We start from the raw sequence: 14,449 nt of genomic DNA, 5'->3' as shown, positions 1-14,449 counted from the left end.
GCGAATGCATCGAAAAATATTTCGAAACGGTGCGGCGCGGCTATCCTGGAGGCCGATCCAACGCTCGGGATTGCGTCGCCGACCGTGGCGTGGTTCGACGCGGCCTTTGCGGCGATGGGCGAGTTTCGTCCGCCAGAGTTTGCCGGCCGGATTCGCCAGCCGGTGCTGATGCTCGCGGCAGGCAACGACCGCATCGTATCGGCCCCAGCCAATGCGGAGTTTGCCCAACATCTTCCGGCGGCATCGCATCGCGTGATTCCGGGTGCGAGGCACGAAATCCTGCAGGAAGACGACCGCTATCGCGCGCAGCTCTGGGCCGCATTCGACGCCTTCATGCCGGGCTAGGCACGCAGCCAAATTCCGCCGCCGCGGTGGCGCGATGCCGCTTCAGCCGCGTCATCGCGCACCTCCCGCAAAGCGAGGACCTACATCTCTTTCTTTGTCTTCTTGGTCTTCTTCGTCTTCGCGGCCTTCTTGGCGGCCGACATCTCGGAGTTACTCAGCGCGACCGGCTGGTCTACTGTCGCCTGCGCCTTTGCGTCCACAGAAGACTTGATATCGTGAGCTACGGCGCTACCGGCAGCAATTGCTGCAGATCCAGCGAGGAGCGATGCAACAAGAACCGGAGCAGATATATTCTTGAGCATGTGGTGTCCTTTCAGTCTAGGAGTTGGAAACAGTCCAGGAGCTGGAAACCCGGCCACCTCTGGTGGCCGTGAGATCACGTTAGCCGGCGAAACTGAATTCACCATGAACAGAAGGCCCGGCTTCCGTTCATGTTCAGCCTCGACGAGCGGGGCTTCCCTTCGCACAACCTGGCGGCTCCTGTTCCATCTCGTCAGCCGCTCTACGAGCGTACCTCCGGACTTCCGGAGTGACGTCCCGTGACTTCCGCTGTTGTGAAGGGTTTCGGACGCCAGCCCTGGAGTCCGTAGCGCCGTCACGGTGGGCCGGCATCCGAAGCCCCTCACAATCACGTCATTTTGACCTTGCGCCGATCACTTCCAACCGACCCTGCGAAAAGCAGACTTTTTCAAAGGTGCCAATTCCAGATGCATCAAAATCTGCATTGACCAGATGATCGGGGGATTTCGCGTTAGGTTGTTATCTGACGCGACTGTCAGCTTTGGCTCTTCTCGTCACGCTTGTGCCAGTAACGATTTCAGTTCATCTCGCCCCGGGCCATGTCGGCCCACTCCTCAAAAATACTGCCATCCTCGGCGGCTTAATTCATTTCTTCGTTCGCGGAGCGGGGAGCTATTCGATCGACAATCGTCAAATACAACTGGTTGACCGATATGAATTAGGCGCTGCAGCGGGATGATTGCAACCAAAGTCCGATCGCTTATGAACAAGCAAGGCGGGCGCGCTTGCGCTTTGCCCACCTTACGGACCGTGAACTGATTTGCTTCGCGCGCAAGCGCAATTCATGCAGCGGCCTGCGACACGATAACGCGACGGGCAAATCACTTCTGATTTTCAGAAATCGCGTCAAGACCCGGAATCAAAAATATTCCGCTTTCGTTCTAACCCAAATCAGTCGGATAACTCCGCTCGTCTCACCGTAAGAAGAGGGGCGGCTCGCGATCGTCACGAACGTGCGGTGAGATGCGATGGACGCAGATGGCGCGCTAGACGTACGCGCCGGACGCGTACGGTGAAGTCGTGTGGTTCGGGCGCCGCGGTGCTGGCGCTAAGTTGGCGGGAAGTATCCCGCTGGCGACGGAGGCAATAGAGCCGTTCTCCGGGAAGAGCACGAAGTAAGCCGTAAAGCCATTGCGCAGGGAAGGCCGGAATGCTCCCGCTGCCCTGTATGCTCGTGTGCAGTTTTGTTTGCGCAAATCGCACGCGAGACCGCGGGTGCAGCAAGCACCCGGTCTTCCCTGCGCCCTCTGACAACGAGGGCCGGAAGTTTTCAGGCAAACCTCGGGCGCAATGCGCCGCGAGATCGTGAAACCATATCTACTTCATTGCGGGCGAGCTGTTTGACGGTCGAACCCGAAATCCATCCTCACGTCGTCCCTGCCTAGTGCGCAATTGCGCACTAGGCAGGGACGACCGCACCGCCGTAACCACGTTCCCCCGCCGCTTCCTTGCAAAAGCTTGAAGTTTAAAATATATGCTGAACCCTCATCCAGGAGGCTTGACCATGTCCCCATTGTCGCGTTCCTCCCATGCGCTCGTCACCGGTGGCGGGCGCGGCATCGGGCTTGCGATATCGGCGGCGCTGTCGAAAGCGGGCGCAACGGTAACGGTGCTCGGCCGCAACCGCGCAACGCTCGACGAAGCCGTCGCATCCGGCGCGGCGCAGTTCGCAGCCGTAGCCGATGTCGCCGATCAGGCGTCGGTCAAATCGGCCGTTGCGGAAGCCGCCGCGCGGCAGCCGATCGATTGGCTGATTGCCAATGCCGGCGCGGCGGAATCCGCACCCTTCGGCCGCTCCGATCCGGCGCTGTTCCAGCGGATGATGGACGTCAATTTCATGGGCGTAGTCCACGCCACGCAGGCGGTATTGCCTGGAATGGTGGAGCGCCGCCACGGGCGGATCGTTGCCGTCGCTTCCACCGCCGGCCTCAAGGGCTACGCCTATGTCTCGGCCTATAGCGCGGCGAAACATGCCGTGATCGGCCTCGTCCGTTCGCTGGCGCTGGAGACCGCGAAAAGCGGCATCACCGTCAACGCCGTCTGTCCGGGCTTCACCGAGACCGATCTCTTGGAAGGCTCGATCGAGAACATCATCAAGAAGACCGGCCGCAGCCGCGAGCAGGCGATCGCGGAGCTATCGAAGCACAATCCGCAAGGACGCCTCGTGGCGCCGTCGGAAGTAGCCGACGCCGTGCTGTGGCTGTGCGGCGAGGGCGCCGGCGCCATCACCGGACAGGCCATTGCGGTGGCGGGCGGCGAAGTCTGATCGGCTGCTACATCGATAACGATTAAATTCAGGGAGATCCCATGAGCAAGCCCGCCAATCCCGTCACGCTGCCGCTGGCTGACTATTCGCCGAAGCATTTTCTGCTGGCCGTCGTCGATCGCGTCGCCACGGTGACGCTCAATCGTCCCGATCGAAAGAATCCGCTGACCTTCGAAAGCTACCGCGAGCTCACCGATTTCTTCCGCGCCTGCGCGATGGATGACGAGGTCAAGACCATCGTCGTGACCGGCGCGGGCGGAAACTTCTCGTCGGGCGGCGACGTGTTCGAGATTATCGGTCCCTTGATACAGATGGACACCAAGGGGCTGACCGCCTTCACCCGGATGACCGGTGATCTCGTGAAGGCGATGCGGGCGTGCCCGCAGCCGATCGTCGCCGCCGTCGAGGGCATTTGCGCCGGCGCGGGCGCGATCGTCGCGATGGCCTCCGACCTGCGTCTGGCTGCCACCGGCGCCAAGGTCGCGTTCCTGTTCAACAAGGTCGGCCTCGCCGGCTGCGACATGGGCGCCTGCGCGATCCTGCCGCGCATCATCGGCCAATCGCGGGCATCCGAGTTGCTCTATACCGGCCGTTTCATGACCGCGGAGGAGGGCGAGCGCTGGGGCTTCTTCAGCCGCATCGTCACACCGGACGCGGTGCTGCCGCAGGCGCAGTTGCTGGCCAAGCAGATTTCGGATGGGCCGACCTTCGCCAACACCATGACCAAGCGTATGCTGGCGATGGAATGGGCGATGTCGGTGGAAGAGGCGATCGAGGCCGAAGCGGTGGCGCAGGCGCTCTGCATGACCACGGAAGATTTCGCCCGCGCTTTCGAGGCTTTTTCGAACAAGCGGACCCCGGTTTTTCAAGGGAACTGAGGGGGGTCGTAGCCCGGGTGCAGCGAAGCGAAACCCGGGGACCGCTGCCTGATCTCGCGAGAATCCCGGATTGCACTACGCTCCATTCGGGCTACGAACCGGCCAAGCCCCCTTGCCGGAAAATTATTTTAGGCTTAAAGTAATTTCGAACTAGCCCGACAGCCTGTTTCGGAGGCGGTAGATGAAGGTCGCGATTATCGGCGGCGGACCGGCCGGTCTCTACGCCGCGATCCTCTTGAAGAAACAGCGGCCCCAGGCCGAGATCACGGTCCATGAGCGCAACCGCGCCGACGACACCTTCGGCTTCGGCGTGGTGTTCTCCGATGCGACGCTGGACAATTTCGAGAAATACGATCCGCCGAGCTACCGCCGCATCACCCAGGAATTCGCCTATTGGGACGACATCGCCGTGCATTTCCGCGGCACCGTGCACCGCGTCGGCGGCAACGGTTTTTGCGGCTGCTCGCGCCGGACGCTGCTGCTGATCCTGCAGGAGCGCGCCCGCGAACTGGGCGTGACGCTGCTGTTCGAAACCGATATCGACGACGAGGCGCGATTTGCCGATGCCGATCTGATCGTGCTCGCCGACGGCATCAACAGCCGCTTCCGCGACAAATATATCGAGCACTTCCAGCCGCAGATCGACCTGCGCTCCAACAAGTTCGCCTGGATGGGCTCGACCAAGCCGCTCGACGCCTTCACCTTCATCTTCCAGGAGACCGAGTGGGGTCCGTTCATCGCGCATGCCTATCAGTACGAGGCCGGCCGCTCGACCTGGATTTTCGAAACCGACGCCGAAACCTTCCAACGCGCCGGGCTCGAAGGCTTGAACGAACAGCAATCGGCCGATCGGATGGCCGAGATTTTCGGCTGGTTCCTCGACGGCCATCGCCTGCTGATCAACCGCTCGATGTGGCGCAATTTCCCGATGATCCGCAGCCAGCGCTGGGTCAAGGACAATATGGTGCTGCTTGGCGATGCCAAGGCGACCGCGCATTTCTCGATCGGCTCCGGCACCAAGCTCGCCATGGAAGACGCAATCGCGCTTGCCGATGCCATGGCACAGGCGCCGACAGTCGATGCCGCGTTGCAGACCTATGAGCACGGCCGGCGCGAGGAGGTCGAGAAGACCCAGCATGCTGCCGACGTGTCGCTGGTCTGGTTCGAGCATGTCGACCGCTTCTGGAACTTCGATCCCGTGCAGTTCGCGTTCGGCGTCATGACTCGCGCCAAGGCGATCACCTACGATAACCTCACGCTGCGCGCGCCCGAGTTCGTCCGCGAGGTCGACACGGCCTTTGCAAAGCAGGTCCGTTCAAAGGGCTTCGATGTCGATATCGACAAGCCAGTAGCGCCGATGTTCCAGCCGCTCAGGCTGCGTGAGATGGAAATCAGAAACCGCGCGGTGGTATCGCCGATGTGCATGTACTCCGCGAAGGAAGGCGTGCCCGGCGATTTCCATCTGGTGCATTACGGCTCGCGCGCCATCGGCGGCGCCGGCCTGATCTTCACGGAGATGACCTGCGTCGGCCGCGACGCCCGCATCACGCCCGGCTGTACCGGTCTGTGGAACGACGAGCAGCAGGCGGCATGGACGCGCATCGTCGATTTCGTCCACGCCAATTCGGCCGCCAAAATCTGCCTGCAGCTTGGACACGCCGGCCGCAAGGGCGCGACCAAATTGATGTGGGAGGGCATGGACCGGCCGCTCGAGCAGGGCGGCTGGGATACGATCTCGGCGTCGCCGCTGCCTTACTTCCCCGATAGCCAGGTGCCGCGCGAGATGGATCGCGCCGCGATGGACCGCGTCAAGCAGGAGTTCGTGTCGGCAGCGCTGCGCGGCGAGGCCTGCGGCTTCGACATGCTGGAATTGCACTGCGCCCATGGCTACCTGCTGGCGAGTTTCATTTCGCCGCTGACCAACCAGCGCACCGACGAATATGGCGGCACGCTCGCCAACCGGCTGCGTTATCCGCTCGAAGTGTTCGAGGCGATGCGCGCGGCATGGCCGGCGCACAAGCCGATGTCGGTTCGCATCTCCGCCACCGACTGGGCGGCGGGCGGCATCACCGGCGACGACGCGGTGGCGGTTGCACGCGCGTTCGGCGAAGCCGGCGTCGATCTGGTCGATGTCTCGACAGGACAGACCGTGCGCGACGCGCAACCGATCTATGGCCGCATGTTCCAGACGCCGTTCTCCGATCAGGTTCGCAACGAAGCCCGGGTCGCGACCATGTGCGTCGGGAACATCACGACGGCGGACCAGGTGAACACGATTTTGGCCGCTGGCCGCGCCGACCTGGTGGCGCTCGCCCGTCCGCATCTGGTCGATCCGTCGTTCACGATGCGGGCGGCCGCCTGGTACGGCGCCGATATCGCCTGTCCGCCGCAATATCTGCCGGGCAAGGAACAAATCTTCCGCAACAGTGTGCGCGACCGGCAGGATTTCGAGGACCTCAAAATCAAGGGTAAGCCGAAAACCCGCGCCGAGCTGAAAGCCGAAGCGACAAAGCCACTTGCAGCCGAATAGGCCGGATGGCAGGCTTGCTCGATCCCTCCCTCTCCCGCAAGCGGGGCGAGGTTGAAGGAGAGAGTTTGGAGTAGCGCGCATGAAAGCGATCATCGCCGGAGGCGGCATCGGAGGTCTCACCACTGCGCTCATGTTGCGGGCGCGCGGCATCGACTGCGAGTTGTTCGAGCAGTCCGAAAGTATCCGCGAGCTCGGTGTCGGCATCAACACGCTGCCACATGCGATCAGAGAATTGACCGGCCTCGGGCTGCTGGACCGGCTGGATGCTGCCGCCGTTCGCACCGATCAATTGTACTATCTCAACCGCCATGGCCAGGAAGTCTGGAGCGAACCGCGCGGGCTCGATGCCGGTCACGACGTGCCGCAATTCTCGGTTCATCGCGGCCGCCTGCAAAGCGTGATCCATCGCGCCGTCGAGGAACGGCTCGGGCCTGAGGCGATCCACACCGGCTGCCGTCTCGGCGCGTTCGCGCAGCACGAGGGCGGCGTGGTCGCGCATTTCTTCGATCGCACCGGCGCCCATGTCAAAACCGCGCGCGGCGATATCCTGATCGGCGCCGACGGCATTCATTCGCGGGTGCGCGAGATGCTATTTCCGGACGAAGGGCCGCCGTGCTGGAACGGACACATGCTGTGGCGCGGCGCGCGCGACTGGCCGGCCTTCCTGACCGGCCGCTCGATGATCGTGGCGGGCGGGCTGAACGCCAAGGTCGTGGTGTATCCGATCGCGGAAGGATCGAACCCCGCGAGCCGGCTGACCAATTGGGCGGTCATGGTGAAGATCGGCGAGGGCAATGTGCCGCCGCCGCGCCGCGAGGACTGGTCGCGGCCCGGCAAGCGCGAAGAACTGATGCCGCACGTCGAGCGGTTCAAGGTGCCGTATGTCGATGTGCGCAGCCTGATCTCGGCGACGCCGGAATTCTACGAATATCCGTGCTGCGACCGCGATCCGCTGCCGTACTGGAGCTGGGGGCGGGTGACGCTGCTCGGCGACGCCGCGCATCCGATGTATCCGGTCGGATCGAACGGCGCGTCGCAGGCAATCCTCGATGCGCGAGCGCTCGCCGACGAACTGGCGCGTGCCGAGCATCCGCGTCAGGCGCTGGTGGCCTATGAAAAGAAGCGTCTGCCGATGACAGCGGAGATCGTGCGCGCGAACCGCCGCGGCGGGCCGGAAGGGGTGATCGACGCGGTCGAGCAACTGGCGCCGGATGGCTTTACTGACATCGAGAAGGTGCTGAGCCACGCCCAGCGCGAGGCGATCGTGCGCGGCTACGCCTCCAAGGCCGGCTTCGCGTCGCCGCCGCTCGGACTGGCGGCGGTGCGGTAAAAGTCCGGTAGCCTCACGCCCCCGGAGGTGGCGGCAGGAAGTGGATGTTGTGCTCGGCCGCGAGCGCCACCACCGCGTCCGGCGTCTGCTCCTTCATGTTGTGGATCGCCCAGAACAGATCGTAGAGCCGCCGCGTCGGCGACACCCAGAACAGCGTCTTCGCGGTGCGGCCCGACTTGTTGAAGATGCCGTGCGGCTTGCCCATCGGCAGCCGCACCAGATCGCCGGGCGTAGCCTGCGTGTCGGCGCCGTCGAGGAAGAAGTCGAGCTGGCCCTCGAGGATATAGAGATATTCGTCCTGGTCGGGATGAATATGTGGCGGCACGAAGGTTTCGGGCGGGAAGGTCGCATGCCATGAGAAGGAATGCTCGGTGACGTTTTTCGGCACGTAGGTCTGGCCGAGGATGCTCCAGGAAATTCCCTGGATGCCTTCATTGGCGCGGGTGATGCCGGCGATTTCGGTCTTCATGGTGTCACTCCCTCCTCAATTATTATTTGGCCGCCGTGCAATCCTTGGCGTAGCGGTCGCCGTAGTTCGAAAACACCTTCTCGACGATCTCGGTCTGGAATTTTCCGTCCGGACGCTTGGCAACCTTGGTCAGATAGAAATTCTGGATCGGATATCCGTTGACGTTGAACTTGAAGTCGCCGCGCAGCGAGGTGAACTCGGCCTTTTTCAGCGCGGCGGCAACGGCGTCCTTGTTCTTGAGGTCGCCCCTCACCGCCTTCACTGCGCTGTCGATCAGCATGGCCGTATCATAGCCCTGCATGGCGTAGGTGCCGGGCACGCTGTTGTAGGCAGCTTCATAGCTGGCTACGAACTTCTTGCTCTGGGGATTGTCCATGTTCGGCGCCCAATTGGCGCCGCCGAACATGCCGACGGCGGCGTCCTGCTGCGCCGGCAGGGTCGATTCATCGACCGTGAATGCCGACAGCACCGGAATCTTGTCCGCGAGGCCGGCCTGCCGGTATTGCTTGACGAGGCCGACGCCCATGCCGCCCGGCATGAAGGTGAACAGCGCATCGACCTTGGAAGATGCGATCTTGGTCAGCTCGACCTGGAAATCCAGCGTACCCAGCGGCGTGTAGCTTTCCTCTGCGATCTCGCCCTTGTAGTCGAGCTTGAATCCGGCTGCCGAATCCTTGCCGGCCTGATAGTTCGGCACCAGCACGTACATGCGCTTGTAGCCGCGATCCTGGGCGACCTTGCCGAGGATCTCGTGAACCTGGTCGTTCTGGTACGAGGTCACGTAGAAGAACGGGCTGCACTCCTTGCCGGCATAGCTCGATGGCCCCGCGTTCGGGCTGATCAGGAACGTCTTGTTCTCGGTCACCGGCCGGTGAATGGCCTGCAGGATGTTGGAGAAGATCGGCCCGACCACGAAATCGACCTTCTCGCGCTCGAGCAGGCCCTTGGCCTTGGTCACGGCGCCGTCGGGTTTGAGTTCGTCGTCGACGACGACGACCTCGACGTCCTTGCCCGCCATCTTGCCGCCGAGATCCTTGATTCCGAGTTGCAGGCCATCGCGCGATTGCTGGCCGAGGACGGCGGCCGGGCCGGACAAGGTCGTGATCACGCCGATCTTGATTTTCTCCTGCGCTGCGGCTGGAGCTGTGGCAACACCCAGCAAAACGGCAAGTCCGCTCAGCTTCAACGACTGCTTCATGATTATTCTCCGTTCGGCCTCTGCAGCCGAAACCCAGGTCGCACCAAATGCTCGGGATGCAGCTTATTCTGATGGTGACGGCACCTGCAAGCACATCGCCTCCATGCAAGCCACGCGCCAATTACTTGAAACCTAAAGAAATCTGGGCAATGATCGCAAGCTGTGGTCTGTTCGGATCACCGAACGCCCAAGCCGGACAAGATTTGCATCATGATCCTTGATTCAGAAACCAAGGCCGTCGAGCTCCCGGAACATCATGGCGACGAACTCAGGCTGTGGCTTCGCCTCCTGACCTGCACGACCCTGATCGAGGGTGAGGTGCGCAGCCGCCTGCGCGAGCGTTTCGACGTCACACTGCCGCGGTTCGATCTGATGGCCCAACTCGACAAGGTACCGGAGGGCATGACGCTGTCCGATGTTTCCAAGCGGATGATGGTCTCGAACGGCAACGTCACCGGGCTGGTCGAGCGCCTGGTCGAATCCGGGCATCTCGACCGCCGCACGTCGGATGCCGATCGCCGTGTGCAGGTGATCCGCCTGACCAAGGCGGGGCGGGCCGAATTCCGCAAGATGGCGGCGGAGCACGAATTGTGGATTGCCGATGTCTTCGGGGACCTGACGCCGAAGGACGTCCGCGAATTGATGCGTCTATTGGCCAAGACCAAGGCGTCGGCGCAGAAGTCCGCGAAGGCACGGACGGGCTGACGCGGTAGCGGGAAGGGTGATCCGTTGAGCGCGGATGTGGACTACGAAACCGAATACAACAATCGCGTGCGGGTTCCGGAAAACCCCGCGATCATCGTCGGCTGGTCGCGCGATGCAGCGGCCTATCGCGAGGCGCATCAGGCGCGTCTCGAGGTGATTGCTTACGGGACAGGCCAACGCAACCGGATCGATCTGTTTTCCGGCGACGGTGCGGGCGCGATGGTCGTCTTCATTCACGGCGGCTACTGGCAGGCGCTGGATGGCTCGTTCTTCAGTCATCTCGCCTGTGGGCTGAACGCCCACGGCATCGACGTCGCCGTGCCGAGCTACGATTTGTGTCCCGCTGTTTCGATAGCCGAGATCATCGGCGAGATGCGAGCGGCCTTGCGGGAACTGGCAAAACTCGGGCGGCCGCTCGTCGTCAGCGGACACTCCGCGGGTGGCCATCTCGCCGCCTGCATGCTGGCGACCGACTGGCGCGCCTTCGATGCGTCGCTGCCTGACCCACTCGTGACCGCAGCCTACGCCATTTCGGGCCTGTTTGATCTTCGTCCGCTGGTCGCGACATCCATCAACTCGGCCTTGAAGCTCGACGATGCATCCGCGAGAGCGGTAAGCCCCCTGTTCTGGAAATCGCCGTCGCACGGCACCCTGGACGCGGTGGTCGGAGGCCAAGAGAGCGCCGAATATCTCCGGCAGAGCCACACCATTGTCGACGCCTGGAATGCGGCCGGCATCGCGACGCGATTTGCGACGGTTCCCGACGCCAACCATTTTACAGCCATTGCGCCGCTCGCCGATCCCAACTCGCCGATGACGCTGCGGCTGAAGCAACTCGCCGGGCGGTAGAGCGTTTTCAAGCGAAGTGGACGCCGGTTCGCGTCAAGAAAACGCGTCAAAACGAGAATCTAGAGTCCGGTTCTGATTCAATCAGAACCGCGCTCTAGTTCATGCCGCGCAGGGTCGCCGAGGGCGTTTCACCGAATTTGGCGCGATAGGCGCTTGCCATTCGGCTGAGATGGGTAAACCCGAGTTCGAATGCGATATCGGTGATGCTTTCGTCGGGGGAGGCGGCGGCCAATCTGATATTGAGATGCGCGAGCCGGATGTCGCGCAGCATTTCCGAAATCGACGTTCCGAAGTGCCGCTGAAAGCCGAGCTGCAGCGCACGAATGCCCGTGCCTGCGGTTCTGGCCAGTTGCGCAAGGTCGAGCGGCTCGTCTGCATGCGCATGGAGAAACTCGCGTGCCCGCCGTAACGACGGTGGCAGTGCTTCGGCCCGACCGCCAAATCGGTCGACCGCGTCACTGGCGCTATGGCGCTGGCCGTGGAGCAAGGCACCCAGCAGCGTCTCGCGCATGGCGGCCGCCGCTGTCGGCGAAAGCTGCCGTTGCGGTCCGAGACGTTCGGCGAGATCGACTAATTCCAAAATCTGCGATTGAAGCGCCCGGCCGCCCATGGAGGAGAGATCGACCACGGGCTCGAACTCGACCGCGCCTGCAGGCCGGCCTGAGAGCGCCGCAGCCCGTTGTTCCAGCACACGGCGCTCGACCAGCAGAATGATCTGGGCGCAATTGTTCTGCCAGGTCATTCGGGTGGGAATCGTCGGCGACAATAGCGAAGCGCTGGTGCCAGGATCGGTTGCAATGTCGCGCGAGGCCGTTTGGATCCGCGCCGAACCGTGCACGGGAATTTGCAACAGGAAGAAGCGCTCGAGACAGCCGGGGTCGATCGACACTGACCCGCCATAGGCGACGTAGTTGACGGAGAATCCGCCAAAGACCGCGCTGTTATGCAGCGCAAAAAAGTCGGGCGATGTCCTGTGCTCGGGCGTAAGGCGATGCGGGCAGAATATCCGTCCTACCGCGTCGGCGGCATCGTCGACACTGTCGGTCGAAACGCGGTTGAACGCCGCCAGCCGGGCGGCGGGGTCATGCTGGGGAATGCTGGTAGCTCTCGCCACGGCCCGGCCCCTCGCATTATTTGAAGCCTATAATATCTGGCGGGGCGGTGGTTGGGAAGGCGGTTTGATGGCCATTGGTTGCCTGATTGGAGGGCAGTCGCAGTCATTCCGGGGCGCGCGTAGCGCGAGCTCTGATGTGCACTTGCACATCAGAGAGTCCATCGGGCGGTATGCGCTGCTGTGAAATGGATTCCGGGCTCGATGCTTCGCATCGTCCCGGAATGACGACGCCAGATATTTCCGCGCCGCAGCAATCCGAAACTTCTCATGTCACGCGGACGGGATTCGTTTTCCGGCTAGACGGCCGGCCCGCCGCGGCAGAGCCTGCGCGAACCATTCTGACCTTCGCAACCAACCCAACCGCGACACAGGAGATGGCGACATGGCAGCACTCGAAAAAGGCGTCACTGCCAATGGCACGGGCTACGGCGGCAAGACCTGGAACATCCTGGGTCAAGTCTACTTCCCCAAAGCCGTGACCGATTCAACCTTTGCCTTCGAGACAAACAGCGAGCCTGGCCAGTTCGTGCCGGTGCATATCCATCCGACGCAGGATGAATTCATCCTGGTGCAGGAGGGCACGCTCGACCTCAAGCTCGACGGCGTCTGGGTGCAGGCCAAGGCCGGCGACCTCGTTCGAATGCCACGCGGCATTCCGCATGGCTATTTCAACAAGTCCGACAAGCCGGCGCGCGCGCTGTTCTGGGTGTCGCCGATGCAGAAGCTCGAAGCGCTGTTCAACCAGCTTCACAATCTGACGGATCCCGAAGAGGTAGTCCGGATATCCGCGCAACATGAAGTGAACTTCCTGCCGCCCGAAGCCAACGAATAGCTTCACAACCGCCGGGCAACTGCGCCGGAAACCGCAACGCGTTGAGCCCTCAGTTCTGGGGCCGATCCCTGCTGGAGAATTGTCATGGTCACGCAAAAACAGGTTTGCATCATCGGCGCCGGTGTATCCGGGCTGGCCGCAGCAAAAGCCTTCGCCGCGCGCGGACATCAGATCACGGTTGTCGAGCGCAGCGGCGATCTCGGTGGCGTCTGGGAGCCATCGCGCTCCTATCCCGAGGTGCAGACGCAAAGCCCGAAGGATCTCTATCGTTACACCGACAAGGCGATGCCGGATTCCTATCCGGAATGGCCGAAGGGGCCGCAGGTCCATGCCTATCTAACTGACTACGCCAAAGACAACGATCTCCTCGGGGCCATCCGCTTCAACACGTCCGTGGTGCAGATGGACCGCCGTCCCGATTCGGCGCCCGGCTGGCGGCTCGAGTTGCGGGGGCCGGACGGTGGTATCAGTCACGAGGATTTCGATTTTGTCGCTGTTTGTACCGGGCAGTTCAACGAGCCCCAGACGCTCAACCTGCCCGGCGAAGAATCTTTCAAGGGGCAGGGCGGGCGCATCCTGCACTCCTCGCAATACAACGATCCGGCGATCGCCAAAGGCCGCAGGATCGTCGTGCTCGGCGGATCGAAATCGGCGACAGATATTGCGGTCAATGCGGTGAATTCCGGCGCGGCGGAAGTGACGCTGGTGTACCGCGAGCCGGTGTGGCGGATTCCGTATTTCATCGGTGGCCTGGTCAATTTCAAACGCATTCTCTACATCCGCGCGCAGGAAGAGATGTTCCGGAGCTGGGGCATCGGCGCGATGTCGCGGTTCGCGCATGCGGTTGCAAAGCCGCTCGTCTGGGCCAACTGGCGCGGACTGGAGAGCCTGCTGAAGGTTCAGCTCAAGCTCGGCAAATGCGACATGGTGCCGAAAGAGAGGATCGAGGATGGCGTCAACTGCTCGGTGCCGATTGCCACGCCGGGATTCTTTCCGATGGTCGCCGACGGCCGCATCAAGGCCATTCGCGGCAGCTTCGAGTGCTACGACGGCAATTCGATTGTGATGACCGGCGGACAGCGCGTCCAGGCCGACGCGGCCGTGCTCGCGATCGGCTACAAACTGGGCGTGCCGTTCCTGCCGCAGGCGTACCGCGACAGGCTGGTCGATCCCGACGGGCAGTACCGGCTCTATCGGCTGATCGCCAATCCGGATCTGCCCGAGATGGGATTCGTCGGTTTCAATTCGAGCTTCTGCACGGTGTTGTGCGCAGACCTCGCCGCGAACTGGCTGGTGCGCTACGCCGATGGCCAACTCGTCCGTCAGCCCACGCCTCAGGAGATGAGGGACAACATCGAGATGATGCTGCATTTCAAGCGCGTCGAGCGGCCGGCGGCTGGCGTCTATGGCGGGTTATGCGTCGCGCCCTATCACTTCAAGCATTTCGACGAATTACTGGCCGATATCGGCGTATCCGGACGCCGGACCAATCCGCTCGTGGAGAAATTTACCCCGCCCGATGCCGCGGCCTATGGCCGCTTCCTGGCCTCGGCGCCGGCTTACCGCGCAGCTTGAGGATGGGTTCCATGGCGCTGCCGCCGTCAGGTCAATCTCGGCGGCGGAGAGGCGTGAT

General features: G+C 62.6%; 12 protein-coding genes and 1 pseudogene. 9 read left to right on the top strand and 4 right to left on the bottom strand.

The window, feature by feature from the left end:
• Window positions 1-36: 36 nt before the first annotated feature.
• A pseudogene (locus V1288_RS02025) lies at window positions 37-345 on the top strand (alpha/beta hydrolase); the annotation flags it as partial.
• An 80-nt stretch (window positions 346-425) separates the two neighbouring features.
• Here the strand turns inward: V1288_RS02025 and V1288_RS02020 are convergent.
• Window positions 426-647, bottom strand: a complete 222-nt coding sequence (locus tag V1288_RS02020; RefSeq protein ID WP_334355490.1) for a hypothetical protein — start codon at window positions 645-647, stop codon at window positions 426-428.
• A 1,502-nt stretch (window positions 648-2,149) separates the two neighbouring features.
• Here V1288_RS02020 and V1288_RS02015 point away from each other — a divergent pair.
• The 4 genes from V1288_RS02015 (at window position 2,150) to V1288_RS02000 (ending at window position 7,649) form a co-directional block, all read left to right on the top strand.
• The gene (locus tag V1288_RS02015; RefSeq protein ID WP_334355489.1) at window positions 2,150-2,911 is read left to right on the top strand and encodes an SDR family NAD(P)-dependent oxidoreductase; all 762 of its coding nucleotides are present in this window, start codon (window positions 2,150-2,152) and stop codon (window positions 2,909-2,911) included.
• Between the two features lie 41 nt (window positions 2,912-2,952).
• Entirely contained in the window at window positions 2,953-3,789 is an 837-nt protein-coding gene (locus V1288_RS02010) for an enoyl-CoA hydratase family protein (protein ID WP_334355488.1), read from the top strand.
• Window positions 3,790-3,970: 181 nt separating this feature from the next.
• Entirely contained in the window at window positions 3,971-6,319 is a 2,349-nt protein-coding gene (locus tag V1288_RS02005; protein WP_334355487.1) for a bifunctional salicylyl-CoA 5-hydroxylase/oxidoreductase, read from the top strand.
• Between the two features lie 79 nt (window positions 6,320-6,398).
• Window positions 6,399-7,649, top strand: coding sequence for a flavin-dependent oxidoreductase (locus V1288_RS02000; RefSeq protein WP_334355486.1), 1,251 nt, complete (start codon window positions 6,399-6,401; stop codon window positions 7,647-7,649).
• 13 nt (window positions 7,650-7,662) lie between these two features.
• Here V1288_RS02000 and V1288_RS01995 read toward each other — a convergent pair whose 3' ends face one another.
• Together V1288_RS01995 and V1288_RS01990 are read right to left on the bottom strand one after the other, a co-directional pair.
• Window positions 7,663-8,118, bottom strand: a complete 456-nt coding sequence (locus V1288_RS01995; RefSeq protein WP_171577733.1) for a cupin domain-containing protein — start codon at window positions 8,116-8,118, stop codon at window positions 7,663-7,665.
• Between the two features lie 22 nt (window positions 8,119-8,140).
• Window positions 8,141-9,316: an ABC transporter substrate-binding protein gene (locus V1288_RS01990; RefSeq protein ID WP_334355485.1), complete on the bottom strand. Its 1,176-nt coding sequence runs from the start codon at window positions 9,314-9,316 to the stop codon at window positions 8,141-8,143.
• 210 nt (window positions 9,317-9,526) lie between these two features.
• On the opposite strand from V1288_RS01990, the gene V1288_RS01985 reads away from it, so the two are divergent.
• Together V1288_RS01985 and V1288_RS01980 are read left to right on the top strand one after the other, a co-directional pair.
• Window positions 9,527-10,021: a MarR family winged helix-turn-helix transcriptional regulator gene (locus V1288_RS01985; RefSeq protein WP_212423895.1), complete on the top strand. Its 495-nt coding sequence runs from the start codon at window positions 9,527-9,529 to the stop codon at window positions 10,019-10,021.
• 36 nt (window positions 10,022-10,057) lie between these two features.
• On the top strand, window positions 10,058-10,870 hold the full coding sequence (locus tag V1288_RS01980; protein WP_334355484.1) for an alpha/beta hydrolase: 813 nt from the start codon (window positions 10,058-10,060) through the stop codon (window positions 10,868-10,870).
• Between the two features lie 94 nt (window positions 10,871-10,964).
• Here V1288_RS01980 and V1288_RS01975 read toward each other — a convergent pair whose 3' ends face one another.
• Complete coding sequence (locus V1288_RS01975; RefSeq protein ID WP_334355483.1) at window positions 10,965-11,984, bottom strand: AraC family transcriptional regulator; 1,020 nt, start codon at window positions 11,982-11,984, stop codon at window positions 10,965-10,967.
• A 382-nt stretch (window positions 11,985-12,366) separates the two neighbouring features.
• Here V1288_RS01975 and V1288_RS01970 point away from each other — a divergent pair, with 382 nt between their 5' ends.
• Together V1288_RS01970 and V1288_RS01965 are read left to right on the top strand one after the other, a co-directional pair.
• On the top strand, window positions 12,367-12,816 hold the full coding sequence (locus tag V1288_RS01970) for a cupin domain-containing protein (protein ID WP_334355482.1): 450 nt from the start codon (window positions 12,367-12,369) through the stop codon (window positions 12,814-12,816).
• An 84-nt stretch (window positions 12,817-12,900) separates the two neighbouring features.
• Window positions 12,901-14,391, top strand: coding sequence for a flavin-containing monooxygenase (locus V1288_RS01965; RefSeq protein ID WP_334355481.1), 1,491 nt, complete (start codon window positions 12,901-12,903; stop codon window positions 14,389-14,391).
• The last annotated feature ends 58 nt before the right edge of the window (window positions 14,392-14,449 follow it).

Source organism: Bradyrhizobium sp. AZCC 2176 (assembly GCF_036924645.1).
In the GTDB taxonomy this organism is placed as follows: Bacteria; Pseudomonadota; Alphaproteobacteria; order Rhizobiales; family Xanthobacteraceae; genus Bradyrhizobium.
The sequence above is the reverse complement of the archived record's forward strand: the minus strand, read 5'-3'. Positions and strand labels throughout refer to the sequence as shown.

What these genes read in the sequence shown, in the direction of transcription:
- V1288_RS02020 (WP_334355490.1), bottom strand. Translation starts at nt 647, where the DNA reads ATGCTCAAGAATATATCTGCTCCGGTTCTTGTTGCATCGCTCCTCGCT.
- V1288_RS02015 (WP_334355489.1), top strand. Translation starts at nt 2,150, where the DNA reads ATGTCCCCATTGTCGCGTTCCTCCCATGCGCTCGTCACCGGTGGCGGG.
- V1288_RS02010 (WP_334355488.1), top strand. Translation starts at nt 2,953, where the DNA reads ATGAGCAAGCCCGCCAATCCCGTCACGCTGCCGCTGGCTGACTATTCG.
- V1288_RS02005 (WP_334355487.1), top strand. Translation starts at nt 3,971, where the DNA reads ATGAAGGTCGCGATTATCGGCGGCGGACCGGCCGGTCTCTACGCCGCG.
- V1288_RS02000 (WP_334355486.1), top strand. Translation starts at nt 6,399, where the DNA reads ATGAAAGCGATCATCGCCGGAGGCGGCATCGGAGGTCTCACCACTGCG.
- V1288_RS01995 (WP_171577733.1), bottom strand. Translation starts at nt 8,118, where the DNA reads ATGAAGACCGAAATCGCCGGCATCACCCGCGCCAATGAAGGCATCCAG.
- V1288_RS01990 (WP_334355485.1), bottom strand. Translation starts at nt 9,316, where the DNA reads ATGAAGCAGTCGTTGAAGCTGAGCGGACTTGCCGTTTTGCTGGGTGTT.
- V1288_RS01985 (WP_212423895.1), top strand. Translation starts at nt 9,527, where the DNA reads ATGATCCTTGATTCAGAAACCAAGGCCGTCGAGCTCCCGGAACATCAT.
- V1288_RS01970 (WP_334355482.1), top strand. Translation starts at nt 12,367, where the DNA reads ATGGCAGCACTCGAAAAAGGCGTCACTGCCAATGGCACGGGCTACGGC.
- V1288_RS01965 (WP_334355481.1), top strand. Translation starts at nt 12,901, where the DNA reads ATGGTCACGCAAAAACAGGTTTGCATCATCGGCGCCGGTGTATCCGGG.